Here is a 13,940-nt window from a genome sequence, read left to right as displayed (position 1 = left end):
CACCGCCCTTGCGTGCCGATGGCACGGCCCTTGCATCAGATGCAGCACCGTGTAGCATCAGATGCATGCGCACGACGATCGACATCGACGCAGTCGTCTTGGAACAGCTTCGGCGTCGGTCCAAACGGGAGGGGAAGACATTGGGGCAATTGGTTTCCGAACTGCTCGCCCGTGAGCTCGCCAGGGAAGAGCCTCCGGTCGCCGATATCGCTTGGCCGAGCGCGAACATCGGGCTGCGGGTCGATATCGAGGACAAGCACGCGCTGTACGCGGCCCTGGACGCGGATGGCTGATGTCGCGCACCGTCGACACCAGCATCCTGATCTACGCCTCGGACGCCGGGTCACCGGTCCACCAGCAGGCTGCCGCCCTCGTGCGAGAACTGCTGCGCGGGCCGGAATTGACCACATTGTTCTGGCCCGTGCTGCAGAGCTATCTGCGGATCGTCACCCATCCGTCGATCTGCTTGTCGCCACTACCCGTCGCGGTCGCTCAGCAGGCGGTCGACGCGGTGCTGGCATCGCCGTCGATCCGGGTCGTCGGGGAGGGCGAGAACTTTTGGCGCTGCTACAACCAGGTCGGTGGGGGACGTGGCAATGAGGTGCCCGACGCGGTGATCGTCGCGCTCATGCTCGAACACGGCGTATCGACGATCTATACCCGCGACCGCGACTTCCGGAAATACTCGGCCATCTCGGTCCGCGATCCGTTCGCGGGCTGAGCGGCCCGGAGTCAGCGGCTCGACTCGGCGAGCAGGTGTGCGCGCAGCTCGGCGCGGTCGGGCTTGCCCGGGCCGCGCAGCGGGATATGGTCCACCACGGCGAGCTCGCGGGGAGCGGCGATGGAATCCAGTTCGGCCACAACGTATTCGCGAAGTTCATCGAGGGTCGGCACCGTTCCCGGGGCGGGTACGACGACGACCGCGACCCGCTGACCGAGGCGCTCGTCCGGTAGACCGAGCACGACGCATTCGCGGATGGCCGGATGGTTCATCAGCACAGCCTCGACGACCTGCGGGATCACCAGCAGACCGCCGGTCATGATCGCTTCGTCGAGCCGGCCGCTGACGCTCAACCTGCCGTTCTCGAAGCTGCCCGCGTCCTCGGTGCGGAACCAGCCGGGCTCGGCGAAGGCGGGATGGTCGGGCATGCCGCGGTAGCCCGAGGCGATCATCGCGCCGCCGAGCAGCACCCGGCCGTCCTCGATGCGTACCTTGGTGCCGTCCAGCGGAATGCCGTCGTACACGCATCCGCCACAGGTCTCGCTCATACCGTAGGTGCGAACAACCTTGATACCGGCCGCTTTCGCGCGCTCATAGACCGGTGCCGGTGTGGCCGCACCGCCGACGAGCACGCCGTCCAATTCGGCAAGCGCCGCCGCGGCGACGGGTGCGTCCAACGCCTTGATCAGTTGCGTCGGCACCAGCGCGGTGTAGCGGCGCTCGCCGCGCATGCTCGCGACCGCACCCGCCAGCGCCTCGGGCAGGAACCCACCCGACACGTCGAGGATGGTGGGCTGGGTGCCCGCCAGGATGCTGCGCAGCAACACCTGAATGCCGGCGATGTGGTGGGTCGGCAGGGCGAGCAGCCAGCTGCCCGGTCCGCCGAGCCGGTCGTGCGTCGCGGTGCCGCTGGCCCGAAGGGCGGCGGCGCTGAGCATGGCGCCCTTGGGCACGCCGGTGGTGCCCGAGGTGGTCACCACCAGCGCGACCTCGTCATTGATCGTCTCGCCAGGAGCCAGGGCATCGCTGAGGCGTCTGGCCTCGCGTCGGTCGCTGGTCGGGATCGGCAGCCACGCGGGCCCCGTGCCCTCCAACGCTTCTCGCAGATGGGGAAGTACCTCGCCCGCACCGGAACCGGTGGGCATCGGCAACGTACGGAGCGTCCTCACGTTATGGATCGTGTCATGGCCGCGTCGCCGAACGCGGAACGGGTGGTCGGTTTGCCGGGGCGGCGCGAGACATGTGTGGCCGCCCCCAGGAAATGGGGCTCAGGTACGCCAGGCATCGAGACTGCGATTCACTCGTAGGACGGGTTACGCATGGTGGCCGGGCCGGACATCGGCGGTCGGGGGCCATCCGAGCGTTATCGTCCTCGCCGGGACAGGCATTGGCAACTCGGTTCGCCGATCCGGTGGCCGTCCGAGCCCGCCGTCAATCCGCTGACCAGCGCGAATCCCTGCGGATCGGATGATCCTTCGGCACCTCGACGAGCACGACCGGCACCCCGTCCGGGTCGCGCACCCACATTTCGATCAGTCCCCACGGCTCCTGGACCGGTGGCCGTTCGATGGCGATCCCCTTGATCGCGAGCTCGGCCGCCGCGTCCGAGGCGTCGCGCACCTGCAACCAGATGGCGCCCTCGAACGACGACGATCCGCCCGACCCGCCGTGCGCGGCCACCTCGATCAGCGACTGCCCCGCGAAGAGGACCGTGCCGCCCGGGTACTCCCGCGCGATGGCCAGCCCGAGACCGTCGCGATAGAAACCGAGCGTCCGCGCGTAATCGGCGGGTCGCAGAATGATCCGGCTGCTGAGGATGTCCACGTCAGAAGTACCAGGGGTACGGCGTCCAGTCCGGCTCGCGCTTCTCCAGAAACGCATCGCGGCCCTCGACGGCCTCATCGGTCATGTAGGCCATCCGCGTCGCCTCGCCCGCGAACAGCTGCTGGCCGACCAGTCCGTCGTCGAGCAGGTTGAACGCGTACTTCAGCATGCGTTGCGCCTGCGGGGATTTGCCGTTGATGTCGGCAGTCCAGTCCAGCGCGACGTCTTCCAGCTCGGCATGGTCGACGACCTTGTTCACCGCGCCCATCTGGTGCATCTCCTCGGCAGTGTACGGGCGGCCGAGGAAGAAGATCTCGCGGGCGAACTTCTGGCCGACCATCTTCGCCAGGTAGGCGCTGCCGTAGCCGCCGTCGAAGCTGCCCACGTCGGCGTCGGTCTGCTTGAACCGGGCGTGCTCGCGGCTGGCCAGGGTGAGGTCGCAGACCACGTGCAGGCTGTGTCCGCCGCCCGCGGCCCAGCCGTTCACCAGCGCGATGACCACCTTGGGCATGAAGCGGATGAGTCGCTGCACCTCGAGGATGTGCAGTCGGCCCGCACGAGCTCGATCGACGGTGTCGGCGGTCTCGCCGCTGGCGTACTGGTAGCCGCTGCGGCCGCGGATGCGCTGGTCGCCGCCGGAGCAGAAGGCCCAGCCGCCGTCCTTCGGGCTCGGGCCGTTGCCGGTGAGCAATACCGCGCCGACATCCGAGGTCATCCGCGCGTGATCCAGCGCCCGATAGAGTTCGTCGACCGTATGCGGGCGAAACGCATTGCGCACCTCGGGGCGATCGAAAGCGACACGGACCGTGCCCTGTTCGATGTGCCGGTGGTAGGTGATGTCGGTCAGATTCTCGAACCCTGGAACGGGCCGCCACAACTTCGGATTGAACGTCACGCCAGTGATTATTGCTCTCGGGTCCGGATCGGCCGTGCCCCGACTTACCCGGGGTGCGATTACCGAAGCGACTTGACGGTGTAAAAGAAGGCATTACCGTGCAGGTATGGATAGAGCATCGCGCAGCGATTCGATGAGGGGTGGCGGCCGGGTGGCGGGAGGGCCAGAGCGAGTGAAGCCGGTTATCGACCGCAGCGCGGTGGACGAGTCCCGGTACGAGAAGCACGGGGGATTTCCGAAGGTGTCCCGTGCCGCGATCGGGCGCAACTTCGGCCCGTTCGTCGAGGCGATGCGGACGTTGCAGGATCTCGCCGTTTCCGTAGACGCGCCCGATGAGATCTACGGCGACGCACTCGCGCAGGCTGAACAACTCATCGCGATGCTGGAGCCCTACCGCGCGCCGGAACTTCAGGGCCCGGCGGGCCGTGCCGTCGAATTGCCAGGGCGCGGAAGCCTTCTGCTGTTGCCGTGGCGGGTGATCGAAGCGGGCCCGGATGGCATCCGGATGACCGGCGAGTTCCGCCGTTTCCATCTCGGCGGCAACGGCGCGGCCCATGGCGGCGTGCTGCCGCTGCTGTTCGACGATCTGCTCGGCATGATCGTGCATTACGCGGGCAGGCCGATCAGTCGCACCGCGTATCTGCATGTGAACTACCGCAAGATCACTCCGCTGGAGACGCCGCTGACCGTGCGCGGCCGGGTCGATCGCATCGAGGGACGCAAGACCTTCATCACCGCCGAATTGCTCGATGAGCAGGGCAATGTGCTCGCAGATTGTGAAGGACTGATGGTGCAGTTGCTGCCGTGGCAGCCTTAGGACGGTGAGTACCGCGACCGGTTTGGGCGTGATGCGTATAGTTGCGGCTGCTCGTTCATCGAAACCTATTCCGGAGGACCTGAAAGTGGTTGCAGCACTGTCTGAATCCCTGCTCGACGACGCCAAGCGCCCGGCTTTCCTTGCCGATGCCGTCGAGGTTCTTGATGCCGAGGTCTCGGACAAGGGTGGTGCGTCCGGCCTGGCTGTGAAGGGTGGCTACGCGGCGGTCAAGAAGATCAGCCCGTCGATCGTGCCTGATGCGCTGGAGTCGTTGGCGCCCAAACTTGTTGCGCAGCTGGACCCGTTCTGGCAGGAATACGTCGCTTCCGGGTCGGGCAAGTTCGGCGATCTGCTGGTCGCCAAGTCCGATGAGGTCGCCGAGGCACTGCTCTCGGTCACCGACGCCCGCGCCGAGGCGTCCACCCGGCCGGCGCTGAAGAAGGTCTACTCGTCGATGCGTTCGTCGGCGAAGAAGAACGTCATCGAGGCGCTGCCGCGCGTCGGCGACCTTATTCAGAAGCACGCCAACTGAATTAACACCGTGCACGTCGAACGCGTCGCACATCGAGCGGTCTCCTGCGGCCGCGCTCCACGATGTGCGGCGCGTTCTGCTGTCCGGCTGAGCCGCACGGCGGACAAAATCGAGCGGCACGGTGTGAGCAGGGCGACGGAGACGGGACGGTCACTGTCTGAGAGGCTGGAGTCGTGAACCCGTCTACAGCACAAGCGCAGGTCGTGGTGGACGAACTCGCGCGCGGGGGTGTGCGAGATGTCGTCCTGTGCCCCGGTTCGCGGAACGCGCCGCTGGCCTTCGCGCTGCAGGCCGCCGACGCCGCGGGCCGGTTGCGGCTGCACATGCGCATCGACGAGCGGACCGCGGGCTTTCTCGCCATCGGCTTGTCGGTGGCCAGCCGTCGCCCGGTGCCGGTCGTGATGACGTCGGGGACCGCGGTCGCCAATCTCGGGCCTGCCGTGCTGGAGGCCAATTACGCGCGCATACCGCTGGTCGTGCTCAGCGCCAACCGGCCGTACGAGATGCTCGGTTCGGGTGCGAACCAGACCGTGGAGCAACTCGGCCTGTTCGGTAGCCAGGTTCGCGCCACCATCAGCCTCGGCCTCGCCGAGGTGGAGGTCGCGACCGCCGACTGTGTGCCGTACGGGCATCAGAACAGCCAGTGGCGCTCGGCCGTCTGCCGGGTGCTCGCCGCGGCCCGTGGCACCCGCTCGGGCAATGCGGGCCCGGTGCACTTCGACATCCCGTTGCGCGAGCCGCTGGTGCCCGACCTGGCGCCAGGGGAGACCGCGCCCGCCGGACGCGAGGGCGATCAGGCGTGGACGCAGACCCAGTACGCGACGCTGGATGTGCCGCTCGATCTCGATCTCACCCCCGACACGGTGGTCATCTCCGGGCACGGCGCGGGCCTGCGCCCGGAATTGGCGGAGTTGCCCACCGTCGCGGAACCCACCGCTCCGATGCACGGCCCCGCCCTGCATCCGCTGGCGCTGCCGCTGCTGAAGCCACGCCAGGCCATCATCACCGGGCGCCCGACCCTGCACCGTCAGGTGTCCAAAGTTCTTGCCGACCCGGCTGTTCGGGTCTACGCGCTCACCACCGGCCCGCGCTGGCCCGATGTCTCCGGCAATGTGCTCGGCACCGGAACGCGCGCGGTCACCACCGGCGCGCCCCGGCCCGAGTGGCTGGCGTACTGCCGCGAACTCAACGGCAAGGCGAATCAAGTGGTGCGCGCCGAACTCGACCGGCATCCGAAGCCGACCGGCCTGCACGTGGCCGCGGTGGTGATGAACGCGCTGCGCGACGGCGACCAGTTACTGCTCGGCGCTTCCAATCCGGTGCGGGACGCCGCGCTGGTCTCGCATCCGCGACCCGGCATAAAGGTGCTGTCCAATCGTGGTGTCGCGGGCATCGACGGCACGGTGTCCACCGCCGTCGGGGCCGCACTGACGCACGAGGGCCGCACCGTCGCGCTGATCGGCGACCTGACCTTCCTGCACGACGCGGCAGGCCTGTTGATCGGTCCCGGTGAACCGCGTCCCGCCGACCTGACCATCGTGGTGGCCAACGACGACGGCGGCGGCATCTTCGAACTACTCGAGCAGGGGGACCCGCAGTACGCGGGTGTCTTCGAGCGGGTTTTCGGCACGCCGCACGGGATGGATCTTGCCGCGTTGTGCGCCGCCTACCGCATCCCGCACCGGCAGGTCGATCCCGCACAGCTGGCTGTCGAACTGTCCGGGAACGCGCACGGCACCCGGGTGCTGGAGGTCGCCACCGAGCGCTCCAGCCTGCGTGAGCTACATGCCACGGTGCGCGCCAAGATCGGCCCCTGAGCGGGCTGCCCTTTCGAGGATCCGTACCGCTCGAGGGCGTCCAGCTCCGAGACTGCGGTCAGGCGGGATCCGGTTCGTCGTCCAGCGGGACGGGGATGGCCTGTTCGAGCACGTCGGCCGGATCGGCGCTCCAGACGTCCCGGTCGGCGTTCTCGGCTATTTCCTGGTCGATGGCACCGTCGCGATCGGGTGTGTCATCCGGGTAGGTGGGGTCGTTCGGGTACGCCGGGATGGACTGCTCGGCGAGGTCGGCCTCCGGCACCTCATCTATGGGGCGGGACGTGCTGCGATCTGTCATCGTGCGCTCCTCTCCGGGTTGACCTCGATCGAGGCATACCCGCCGTGGCACGCCACAATCAAGGCGGACAACACTGTCGAGAATGCGCCAGGTCCGGCGCGCGGGCAACCCTTCGGCCACGCCTACTCACCGGCGAGCGGCCCCGTTCCGTTGGCGGGATATTCGACCAGCGCCAGCGTGCGGCCCGCCATGAACCGCGCGGTCCGCACCGGTGTCCCGGTTCGCGTCACCTCGCTGACTTCCACGACGCCGCGCGCGATGCGCACCTCGACTCGCCGCCCCGCGCGCGTCGCGACCACTTCATAACTTCGTGACCCGTCGCCGAAGTCGACAACGATCTCCACACGATCACCCTTCATCTACCAATTCTCCTCTTTTCCAGGGCTTTTCGCGGTCACGACTTGGTCGCGGTGCCCCGCGCGGGCGACCACCGATGAATCCCGCGCCGCCGCATCGTCTGCACAACTGGAGCCGCCCAACCCTGCCCAGGAGCTTTGATGAATCCGGAATTCGATTTCGAACCCGCCGCCACCGCACTCGAGACCGTCGTCGCCCGCATCACCGATGACCAGCTCGGCGCGGCGACGCCGTGTGCCGACACCACCGTGCGGGATCTGCTCGCCCACGTCGTCGACCTGACCGAGGCGTTCCGTCAGGCCGCGACCAAGGAAGCCGTCGGTGGGTCGGTCGCGCCCGCCGTGGGAGCGGAGAGCGCGTTGCCCGATGATTGGCGCACCCGCATCCCCGCCCAGCTGAAGGCCCTCGTCACTGCGTGGCGGGAGCCGGACGCCTGGGACGGCGACACCGAAGCGGGCGGCGTCACCGAGCGGGCCCCGGTGATGGCGATGATCGCGCTCGACGAAATTGTCGTGCACGGCTGGGATCTGGCCGAGGCCACCGGCCAGCCCTTCACCGCGACCGCGGCCGACCTCGCCGTCCTGCTCGATATGCTGCGCGAGACCCCGCCCGAAGGAACCCCCGGTCTCTTCGGCCCGGTCCTCCCCGTGCCTGCCGAGGCGTCTGCCCTCGAGCGCGTCCTGGCCCTCACCGGGCGCAGCGCGTCTTGGGCGGGATAGCCCTTCGCGAGCGGTCCGATCGGGTCAGTGCTCGGATTCGACGAATGTGCCTGCGGTGACCGCGTTTACGGCGGCTCTGGCGGCGGTGGTCGCGGCATCGTCGTCGATCGGGTCCCCGCTGGCCAGCAAGCGGTAGTAGAGCGGGGCGGACACCGCCGACAGTACGGCGCGGGCATCGGTGCCCGCCGGGGCCTCGCCGCGTTCGACTGCCTGCTCGACGCAGGGCGACCATTCGGTGAGGCGGACGTCGTAGAAGCGGCGCAGGGCGGTGGCGGCTGCCTCGTCACAGGTGGCGGCGGCGATGACGGCCTGAAAGAGCTTGCCCTGGCGGGGATCTGCCAGCGTCGCGGCGACCAGGCGAGCGTTGGCGGTGAGGTCGCCGAGCAGGGAGCCGGTGTCGGCGCGCGGCAGGGACTGTTCGGCCATCTCGGCCAGGAGGTCGGTGACCAGTCCGGTCGGGTTGCGCCAGCGCCGGTAGACGGTGGTCTTGCCCACCGCGGCGGCGGCCGCGACCTCGGCGAGGTCCAGGTGGGCGAAGCCGCGCTCGGCGAGTAGATCACCGGCGACGCGCAGGACGGCCTCGCGGACCCGGGCCGTGCGTCCACCGGGGCGAACCGAGCCGGGGGCGGCCTCGTCTCCAGTCATAATGGAACTCCAGTTTCATTTATCGGCGAACCGGTGTATGGTTCGACGTGTTAACGGAACTATAGACCCTTTAGGAGTCGCAATGGAGTACCGTCGTTTGGGCGCATCCGGTCTGCATGTCCCGGCCCTGAGTTTCGGCGCGGGCACCTTCGGTGGGCGCGGCGAGCTCTTCAGCGCCTGGGGTGACACCGATGCCGAGCAGGCACGGCGATTGGTCGACATCAGCCTCGAGGCGGGCGTCACCATGTTCGACACCGCGGACGTCTACTCCGACGGCGCCTCGGAGGAAGTGCTCGGCGCCGCGATCAAGGGCAGGCGCGATCAGCTGCTCATCTCGACCAAGGCGTCACTGCCCACCGGTCCGAGCCCGACGCAGGCCGGTTCCGGGCGGTCCAGGCTGATCGGCGCGGTGGAGGCCTCGCTGCGCAGGCTAGGCACCGACTACATCGACCTGTTCCAGCTGCACGCCTTCGACGCGGGCACCCCGGTCGAGGAAGTTGTTGCCGCGCTGGATGATCTGGTGCGCGCGGGCAAGATCCGCTACCTCGGCGCCTCCAACTTCGCCGGTTGGCAACTGATGAAATCCCTTGCCGCGGCGGACAAGCACGGGCTGACCCGCTACGTCGCGCACCAGGTCTACTACTCGCTGGTCGGCCGCGACTACGAGTGGGAACTCATGCCGCTCGGCCAGGACCAGGGCGTCGGCGCGGTCGTCTGGAGCCCGCTCGGCTGGGGCAGGTTGACCGGCAAAATCCGTCGCGGCCAACCCCTTCCGGAAGGCAGCCGACTGCACCAGACCGCGGCGGCCGGTCCGCCGGTCGACGATGAAAAGCTCTACGACGTGGTCGACGTCCTGGACGAGCTGGCCGCCGAAACCGGTAAAACCGTCCCCCAGATCGCCCTCAACTGGCTGCTGCGGCGCCCCACCGTCGCCACCGTCATCGTCGGCGCTCGCAACGAGGACCAACTACGCCAGAACCTCGGCGCCATCGGCTGGGAACTCACCCCCGACCAGATCGCCCGGCTGGACAAGGCCAGCGCCACCACCCCGCCCTACCCCTACTACCCGTACTACCGCCTGCCCGACTTCACCCGCCTGAACCCGCCCGCGGTCTGACCGAACGAGCTCAGTAGACGTCGCGGACGTAGCGTTTCTGCGCGACGAGTTGTTTGCGGAACGCCTGGGCGCCCGCTTCGTCCAGGTTGCCGTGAACGCGGGCGATGCGCAGCAGCGCGTCGTCGACGTCCTTGGCCATCCGCGTCGCGTCACCGCAGACGTAGAGGTGCGCGCCATCGGCGAGCCAGGACCACAGCTCGGCGCCGTGTTCGATCATGCGGTGCTGCACATAGATCCGCTCCCGCTGGTCGCGGGAGAAGGCCAGGTCGAGGCGGGTGAGGAAGCCGGAGCGGAACATGTCTTCCAATTCCGCCCGGTAGTAGAAGTTCTTCGCCGCGTGCTGCTCACCGAAGAACAGCCAGTTGCGGCCGGTGCAGCCGAGTTCCCTGCGTTCCTGGAGGAACCCGCGGAACGGGGCGATGCCGGTGCCGGGACCGACCATGATCATCGGTGCGGTCGGGTCGGCCGGCGGCCGGAAGTGCGGGGCCCGCTGCAGGAAGATCGGCACTGCGGCGGGGTCGCCGCCTGCCCGGTCGGCAAGGAAGGTCGAGCACACGCCACCGCGCCGGGCCGCCGACCCGGTGGCCGCCGGATCGCCGTAGCGCACGATGCCGACGGTCAGTTGCACCTCGTCGGGACTGACCAGCGGGCTCGACGAGATCGAATACTGGCGCGGCTGCAGCTTTTTCAGCGTGCCGAGCCAGTCGACCAGATCGGCTCGCACCGGGAAGTCGCGCAGCACGTCGACGGCCTGGCGGTCCCACAGGTAGTTGTCGAGTTCGTTGCGATTGTCCCGCCGCAGCAGCTTCGCCAGCCTGGTGTTCGAGTTGCGCTCCGCGACAAAGGCAAGCAGGTCATTGCTCACCTTGCTGATGTCGTAGTGCGTGCGCAGCGCCTCGGCCAGCGACAGTTCCCGATCGTCGACCTCGATGATCCGGCGGCCGTCCAGACCCGTGGTGGTGAGCCATTCGTTCACCAGCGCCGCGTCGTTGGTCGGCCAGACCCCGAGCGAATCGCCGACCTCGTAGTCGGCGTCCAGCCCGCGCAGGTCGAAACCGAACTGCCGCACCTCCTTCGACGAACCGTCGAGGGTGAGCGCTTCGTTGCGCACCAGCGGGGCGGGCACGGGCGCCTGGCGGGTGAACGGCGCGATGTCCCGGCGGGTGCGCCCCGGCGCGGGAGCGGTGGCGCGGGGGAGCACCGCCGTCATGGTGGCGCTGCGGGTGCGAGTCGGCAGGCTCGGTGACGAACCATGGCGCGGGGGGCCCACAACGTCGTCGGGCGTCTCGTCTCCGCCTGTTTCACCGAGCACGGCGAGCACCGTGTCGAGCCAGCGTTCGGCGGGTTCCTGAAAATCCGGTTCACTGTCGACCCGCGGAAGCAGCCGCGCCGCACCATATTCGGCGAGCCGCTCATCCAGTTTGCGGCCGTGCCCGCAGAAGTCGTCGTAGGAGGAGTCGCCGAGCGCGAACACCGCGTAGCGCACGCCGGTGAGTCGAACCGCGCTGCCGTCCAGCTGATTCCAGAAGTCGGTGCCGTTGTCCGGCGGCCCGCCGTCGCCGAAGGTGCTGGTGATCACCAGCACATCACCGGCCAGTCCATTCAGCGCGCACGAGTCCATGTCGAGCAACTGTGGCGCGAAACCGCATTCGGTCAGCCGTGCGGCAACCGTCGCGGCGAGTTCTTCCGCCGTCCCGGTCTGCGATGCCCACAGCACGGTCACCGGGTGAGCGGGTGTCGCGTCGGCCGTGCTTGCACGCGAGTACATGCCCGCGAGCACTCCATCGATCCAGAGCCTGCTCTGCGACGACACCGGCGCGGCGGCGGGCAGTACCGGTTGCCCGGTCACCGGAACCGCCTGCAGTGCCGCGAGATACCCGCTGAGGTAGATGCGCTCCGCCTCGGTGAGCGTCGGTGTGGTGGCCGCCTCCAGCCCGAAAGCACCTGCCAACGGATGCGCGGTGGCCATCGAGGGCGTCGGCACGGCGGGCGATTCCGGCGTGCCCGCCGCGGGCACGGCCACTCGGCGCAGCGAGACCGCGCACGCTTTGAATTCCGGCTGCAGCGAGGCCGGATCGACGGCGTCGTTGGTGACCGCGTTGATCGTCAGATACTCGCCGTGCTCGTCGTTCCAGTGGAACGGCGCGAAGCAATCACCCGGCCGCACCCGGTCGCTGATCTGCACGGGCAGCACGGCTCGCCCACGCCGCGAAGCGATTTCGAGCTGGTCGCCGGGCCGCACCCCGAGCCGTTCGGCGTCGGCCGGATGCACCTCGACGAACGGCTGCCCGTTCAGCTTGGTCAGCTTGTCGATCTTGCCGGTCTTGGTCATGGTGTGCCATTGATGCTGCAGCCGTCCGGTATTGAGGACGAACGGGAAGTCGTCGTCGGGCATTTCGGCCGGTGGCAGATGCGGGCGCGCCCAGAACACCGCGCGACGACTGGGGGTGGCGAACGCCAGCCTCGGCCGGTGACCGGTCTCGTCGACGTAGAGGTGCTGGCTGACACCATCATTGAGGTAGCGGGTCGGGTTGCGCGGGCGCGCACCGTCGGGACACGGCCACTGCATCGGGCCTTCCCGCAGCCGCTCGAAATCCATGCCACGCAGGTCGTAGCCGGTCGCCGGATTGGCGAACTGCTTGATCTCCGCGAAAACCTCGGCGCTGGAGGCGAACTCGAAACCGGGAAAGCCCATCTCGGTGGCGACCTTGGCGATCAGCAGCCAGTCCGGGCGGGCGTCACCGATCGGATCGACCGAGCGCTGCAACAGCGTGACATTGCGTTCCGAATTCACCATCACCGCATCGGCTTCGGCCCACAGGGTGGCGGGCAGCAGCAGGTCGGCATAGGCGTTGGTGGCGGTCTCGGTGTAGGCGTCCTGCGCGATCACCAACTCGGCGGCCTCCAGGCCGTCCAGCACTGTCTTGCGATTGGCGACGGAGGCAACGGGATTGGTGCAGATGATCCAGGCGGCCTTGATCTGTCCCGCCGCCAGTTCCCGGAACATGTCGATGGTGCCGGGCCCCACCTCGCTGCGCAGCGTGCCGGGCTCGAGGCCCCACACGGTTTCGACGAAGGTGCGGTCGGCGGGGGAAAGCACACTGCGCTGGCCGGGTAGGCCGGGACCCATGTAGCCCATTTCCCGCCCGCCCATCGCATTCGGCTGTCCGGTCAGCGAGAACGGTCCGCTGCCCGGGCGGCTGATGGCGCCGGTGGCCAGGTGCAGGTTGCAGATCGCGTTGGTGTTCCAGGTGCCGTGGGTGGACTGGTTGAGTCCCATCGTCCACAGCGTCATCCATTCGCCCGCCGCGCCGATCCACTGGGCGGCGGTACGGATATCGGCCTCGGCGAGCCCGGTGAGCTCGGCGACCCGCGCGGGCGGGTAGTCGCCGAGGAACTCGGGCATCCCGTCCCAGCCCTCGGTGTGCTCGGCGATGAATTCCTTGTCGATGTCACCGTTTTCGACGAGCAGATGCAGCAGCCCGTTCAGCAGCGCCAGGTCGGTGCCGGGCGCGATCTGCAGGAACAGGTCGGCTCGCGCGGCGGTGTCGGTGCGCCGGGGATCGACGACGATCAACTTCGCGCCTGCCTTGAGTCGATCGGCCATCCGCAAGTACAGAATCGGATGGCAATCGGCCATGTTCGCGCCGATCACGAAGAACAGGTCGGCATGCTCGAAGTCGTCGTAGGAGCCGGGCGGGCCGTCCGCGCCGAGCGACTGCTTGTAGCCGGTTCCGGCGCTCGCCATGCACAGCCGCGAGTTGGCCTCGATGTGCACGGTCCGCAGGTAGCCCTTGGCCAGCTTGGTAGCCAGGTATTGCGCCTCGAGCGACATTTGCCCGGAGACGTACAACGCGATCGCGTCCGGTCCGTGCTCGTCCAGGATTGCCCGCAGTCCGGCCGCCGCCTCGCGCACGGCCTCGTCGACCGGCACCGGGACCGGTTCCTGACCGCGCTCGGGCCGTCGGTACGCGGTCTCCATCCGGCCTGGCGCACGCATCAGCTCCAGGTGGGTCGAGCCCTTGGTGCACAGCCTGCCCGCATTCGCCGGGTGCAGCTTGTCCCCGCTGACCTTGGCGATCACCGGTGACCCGTCGGCACCCGGCCGCGTCTGCACCGTGATGCCGCAACCGACACCGCAGTACGAGCACGCGGTCCTCGCGGTGCCGCTCGCGCCGTCCGTGCCTGCGTCCAACAT

14 protein-coding genes are annotated in these 13,940 nt (G+C 68.5%); 7 read left to right on the top strand and 7 right to left on the bottom strand.

The genetic code is table 11. The annotated features are described in order from the left end of the window. The first annotated feature begins 65 nt into the window (after positions 1-65). Together KV110_RS37835 and KV110_RS37830 are read left to right on the top strand one after the other, a co-directional pair. The gene (locus KV110_RS37835) at positions 66-293 is read left to right on the top strand and encodes an antitoxin (RefSeq protein ID WP_218471906.1); all 228 of its coding nucleotides are present in this window, start codon (positions 66-68) and stop codon (positions 291-293) included. Beyond that, the gene (locus tag KV110_RS37830) at positions 293-721 is read left to right on the top strand and encodes a TA system VapC family ribonuclease toxin (RefSeq protein WP_218471905.1); all 429 of its coding nucleotides are present in this window, start codon (positions 293-295) and stop codon (positions 719-721) included. Before KV110_RS37835 ends, KV110_RS37830 begins: the two co-directional genes overlap by 1 nt. An 11-nt stretch (positions 722-732) precedes the next feature. Here the strand turns inward: KV110_RS37830 and menE are convergent, their stop codons facing one another. From menE to KV110_RS37815, 3 genes are all read right to left on the bottom strand, one after another. Further along, positions 733-1,866 carry an o-succinylbenzoate--CoA ligase gene (gene menE / locus KV110_RS37825; protein WP_393538223.1) on the bottom strand — a complete coding sequence of 378 codons (1,134 nt, stop codon included), beginning with the start codon at positions 1,864-1,866 and terminating at the stop codon, positions 733-735. Between the two features lie 286 nt (positions 1,867-2,152). Then, the gene (locus KV110_RS37820; RefSeq protein WP_218471903.1) at positions 2,153-2,545 is read right to left on the bottom strand and encodes a VOC family protein; all 393 of its coding nucleotides are present in this window, start codon (positions 2,543-2,545) and stop codon (positions 2,153-2,155) included. 1 nt (position 2,546) lies between these two features. Beyond that, the gene (locus tag KV110_RS37815) at positions 2,547-3,440 is read right to left on the bottom strand and encodes a 1,4-dihydroxy-2-naphthoyl-CoA synthase (protein WP_218471902.1); all 894 of its coding nucleotides are present in this window, start codon (positions 3,438-3,440) and stop codon (positions 2,547-2,549) included. Between the two features lie 172 nt (positions 3,441-3,612). Here KV110_RS37815 and KV110_RS37810 point away from each other — a divergent pair, with 172 nt between their 5' ends. The 3 genes from KV110_RS37810 (at position 3,613) to menD (ending at position 6,606) form a co-directional block, all read left to right on the top strand. Further along, the gene (locus KV110_RS37810) at positions 3,613-4,257 is read left to right on the top strand and encodes a PaaI family thioesterase (RefSeq protein WP_218479385.1); all 645 of its coding nucleotides are present in this window, start codon (positions 3,613-3,615) and stop codon (positions 4,255-4,257) included. 85 nt (positions 4,258-4,342) lie between these two features. Next, positions 4,343-4,789: a DUF6918 family protein gene (locus KV110_RS37805; RefSeq protein WP_218479383.1), complete on the top strand. Its 447-nt coding sequence runs from the start codon at positions 4,343-4,345 to the stop codon at positions 4,787-4,789. 173 nt (positions 4,790-4,962) lie between these two features. Then, positions 4,963-6,606, top strand: coding sequence for a 2-succinyl-5-enolpyruvyl-6-hydroxy-3-cyclohexene-1-carboxylic-acid synthase (menD, locus tag KV110_RS37800; protein ID WP_218471901.1), 1,644 nt, complete (start codon positions 4,963-4,965; stop codon positions 6,604-6,606). A gap of 58 nt (positions 6,607-6,664) precedes the next feature. On the opposite strand, the gene KV110_RS37795 is transcribed toward menD, so the two are convergent. Both KV110_RS37795 and KV110_RS37790 read right to left on the bottom strand, forming a co-directional pair. Beyond that, positions 6,665-6,904 (bottom strand): hypothetical protein, encoded by a 240-nt coding sequence (locus KV110_RS37795; protein ID WP_218471900.1) that lies wholly within the window; start codon positions 6,902-6,904, stop codon positions 6,665-6,667. A gap of 122 nt (positions 6,905-7,026) precedes the next feature. After that, a complete protein-coding gene (locus tag KV110_RS37790) occupies positions 7,027-7,263 on the bottom strand; it encodes a hypothetical protein (protein WP_218471899.1) in 237 nt (78 codons plus the stop codon). Between the two features lie 138 nt (positions 7,264-7,401). Here KV110_RS37790 and KV110_RS37785 point away from each other — a divergent pair, with 138 nt between their 5' ends. Then, positions 7,402-7,980 (top strand): TIGR03086 family metal-binding protein, encoded by a 579-nt coding sequence (locus KV110_RS37785; protein ID WP_218471898.1) that lies wholly within the window; start codon positions 7,402-7,404, stop codon positions 7,978-7,980. Between the two features lie 24 nt (positions 7,981-8,004). Here the strand turns inward: KV110_RS37785 and KV110_RS37780 are convergent, their stop codons facing one another. After that, complete coding sequence (locus tag KV110_RS37780; RefSeq protein ID WP_218471897.1) at positions 8,005-8,625, bottom strand: TetR-like C-terminal domain-containing protein; 621 nt, start codon at positions 8,623-8,625, stop codon at positions 8,005-8,007. Between the two features lie 82 nt (positions 8,626-8,707). Here KV110_RS37780 and KV110_RS37775 point away from each other — a divergent pair, with 82 nt between their 5' ends. After that, complete coding sequence (locus tag KV110_RS37775) at positions 8,708-9,742, top strand: aldo/keto reductase (RefSeq protein ID WP_218471896.1); 1,035 nt, start codon at positions 8,708-8,710, stop codon at positions 9,740-9,742. A 10-nt stretch (positions 9,743-9,752) separates the two neighbouring features. Here the strand turns inward: KV110_RS37775 and KV110_RS37770 are convergent, their stop codons facing one another. Continuing rightward, complete coding sequence (locus KV110_RS37770) at positions 9,753-13,940, bottom strand: bifunctional nitrate reductase/sulfite reductase flavoprotein subunit alpha (protein ID WP_218471895.1); 4,188 nt, start codon at positions 13,938-13,940, stop codon at positions 9,753-9,755.

Source organism: Nocardia iowensis (assembly GCF_019222765.1).
GTDB classification, from domain to species: Bacteria; Actinomycetota; Actinomycetes; order Mycobacteriales; family Mycobacteriaceae; genus Nocardia; species Nocardia iowensis.
The sequence above is the reverse complement of the archived record's forward strand: the minus strand, read 5'-3'. Positions and strand labels throughout refer to the sequence as shown.

Coding starts and splice junctions, on each gene's coding strand:
- KV110_RS37780 (WP_218471897.1), bottom strand. CDS start 8,625: ATGACTGGAGACGAGGCCGCCCCCGGCTCGGTTCGCCCCGGTGGACGC.
- KV110_RS37835 (WP_218471906.1), top strand. CDS start 66: ATGCGCACGACGATCGACATCGACGCAGTCGTCTTGGAACAGCTTCGG.
- KV110_RS37830 (WP_218471905.1), top strand. CDS start 293: ATGTCGCGCACCGTCGACACCAGCATCCTGATCTACGCCTCGGACGCC.
- menE (WP_393538223.1), bottom strand. CDS start 1,866: ATGCCCACCGGTTCCGGTGCGGGCGAGGTACTTCCCCATCTGCGAGAA.
- KV110_RS37785 (WP_218471898.1), top strand. CDS start 7,402: ATGAATCCGGAATTCGATTTCGAACCCGCCGCCACCGCACTCGAGACC.
- KV110_RS37795 (WP_218471900.1), bottom strand. CDS start 6,904: ATGACAGATCGCAGCACGTCCCGCCCCATAGATGAGGTGCCGGAGGCC.
- KV110_RS37790 (WP_218471899.1), bottom strand. CDS start 7,263: ATGAAGGGTGATCGTGTGGAGATCGTTGTCGACTTCGGCGACGGGTCA.
- KV110_RS37775 (WP_218471896.1), top strand. CDS start 8,708: ATGGAGTACCGTCGTTTGGGCGCATCCGGTCTGCATGTCCCGGCCCTG.
- KV110_RS37770 (WP_218471895.1), bottom strand. CDS start 13,940: ATGTTGGACGCAGGCACGGACGGCGCGAGCGGCACCGCGAGGACCGCG.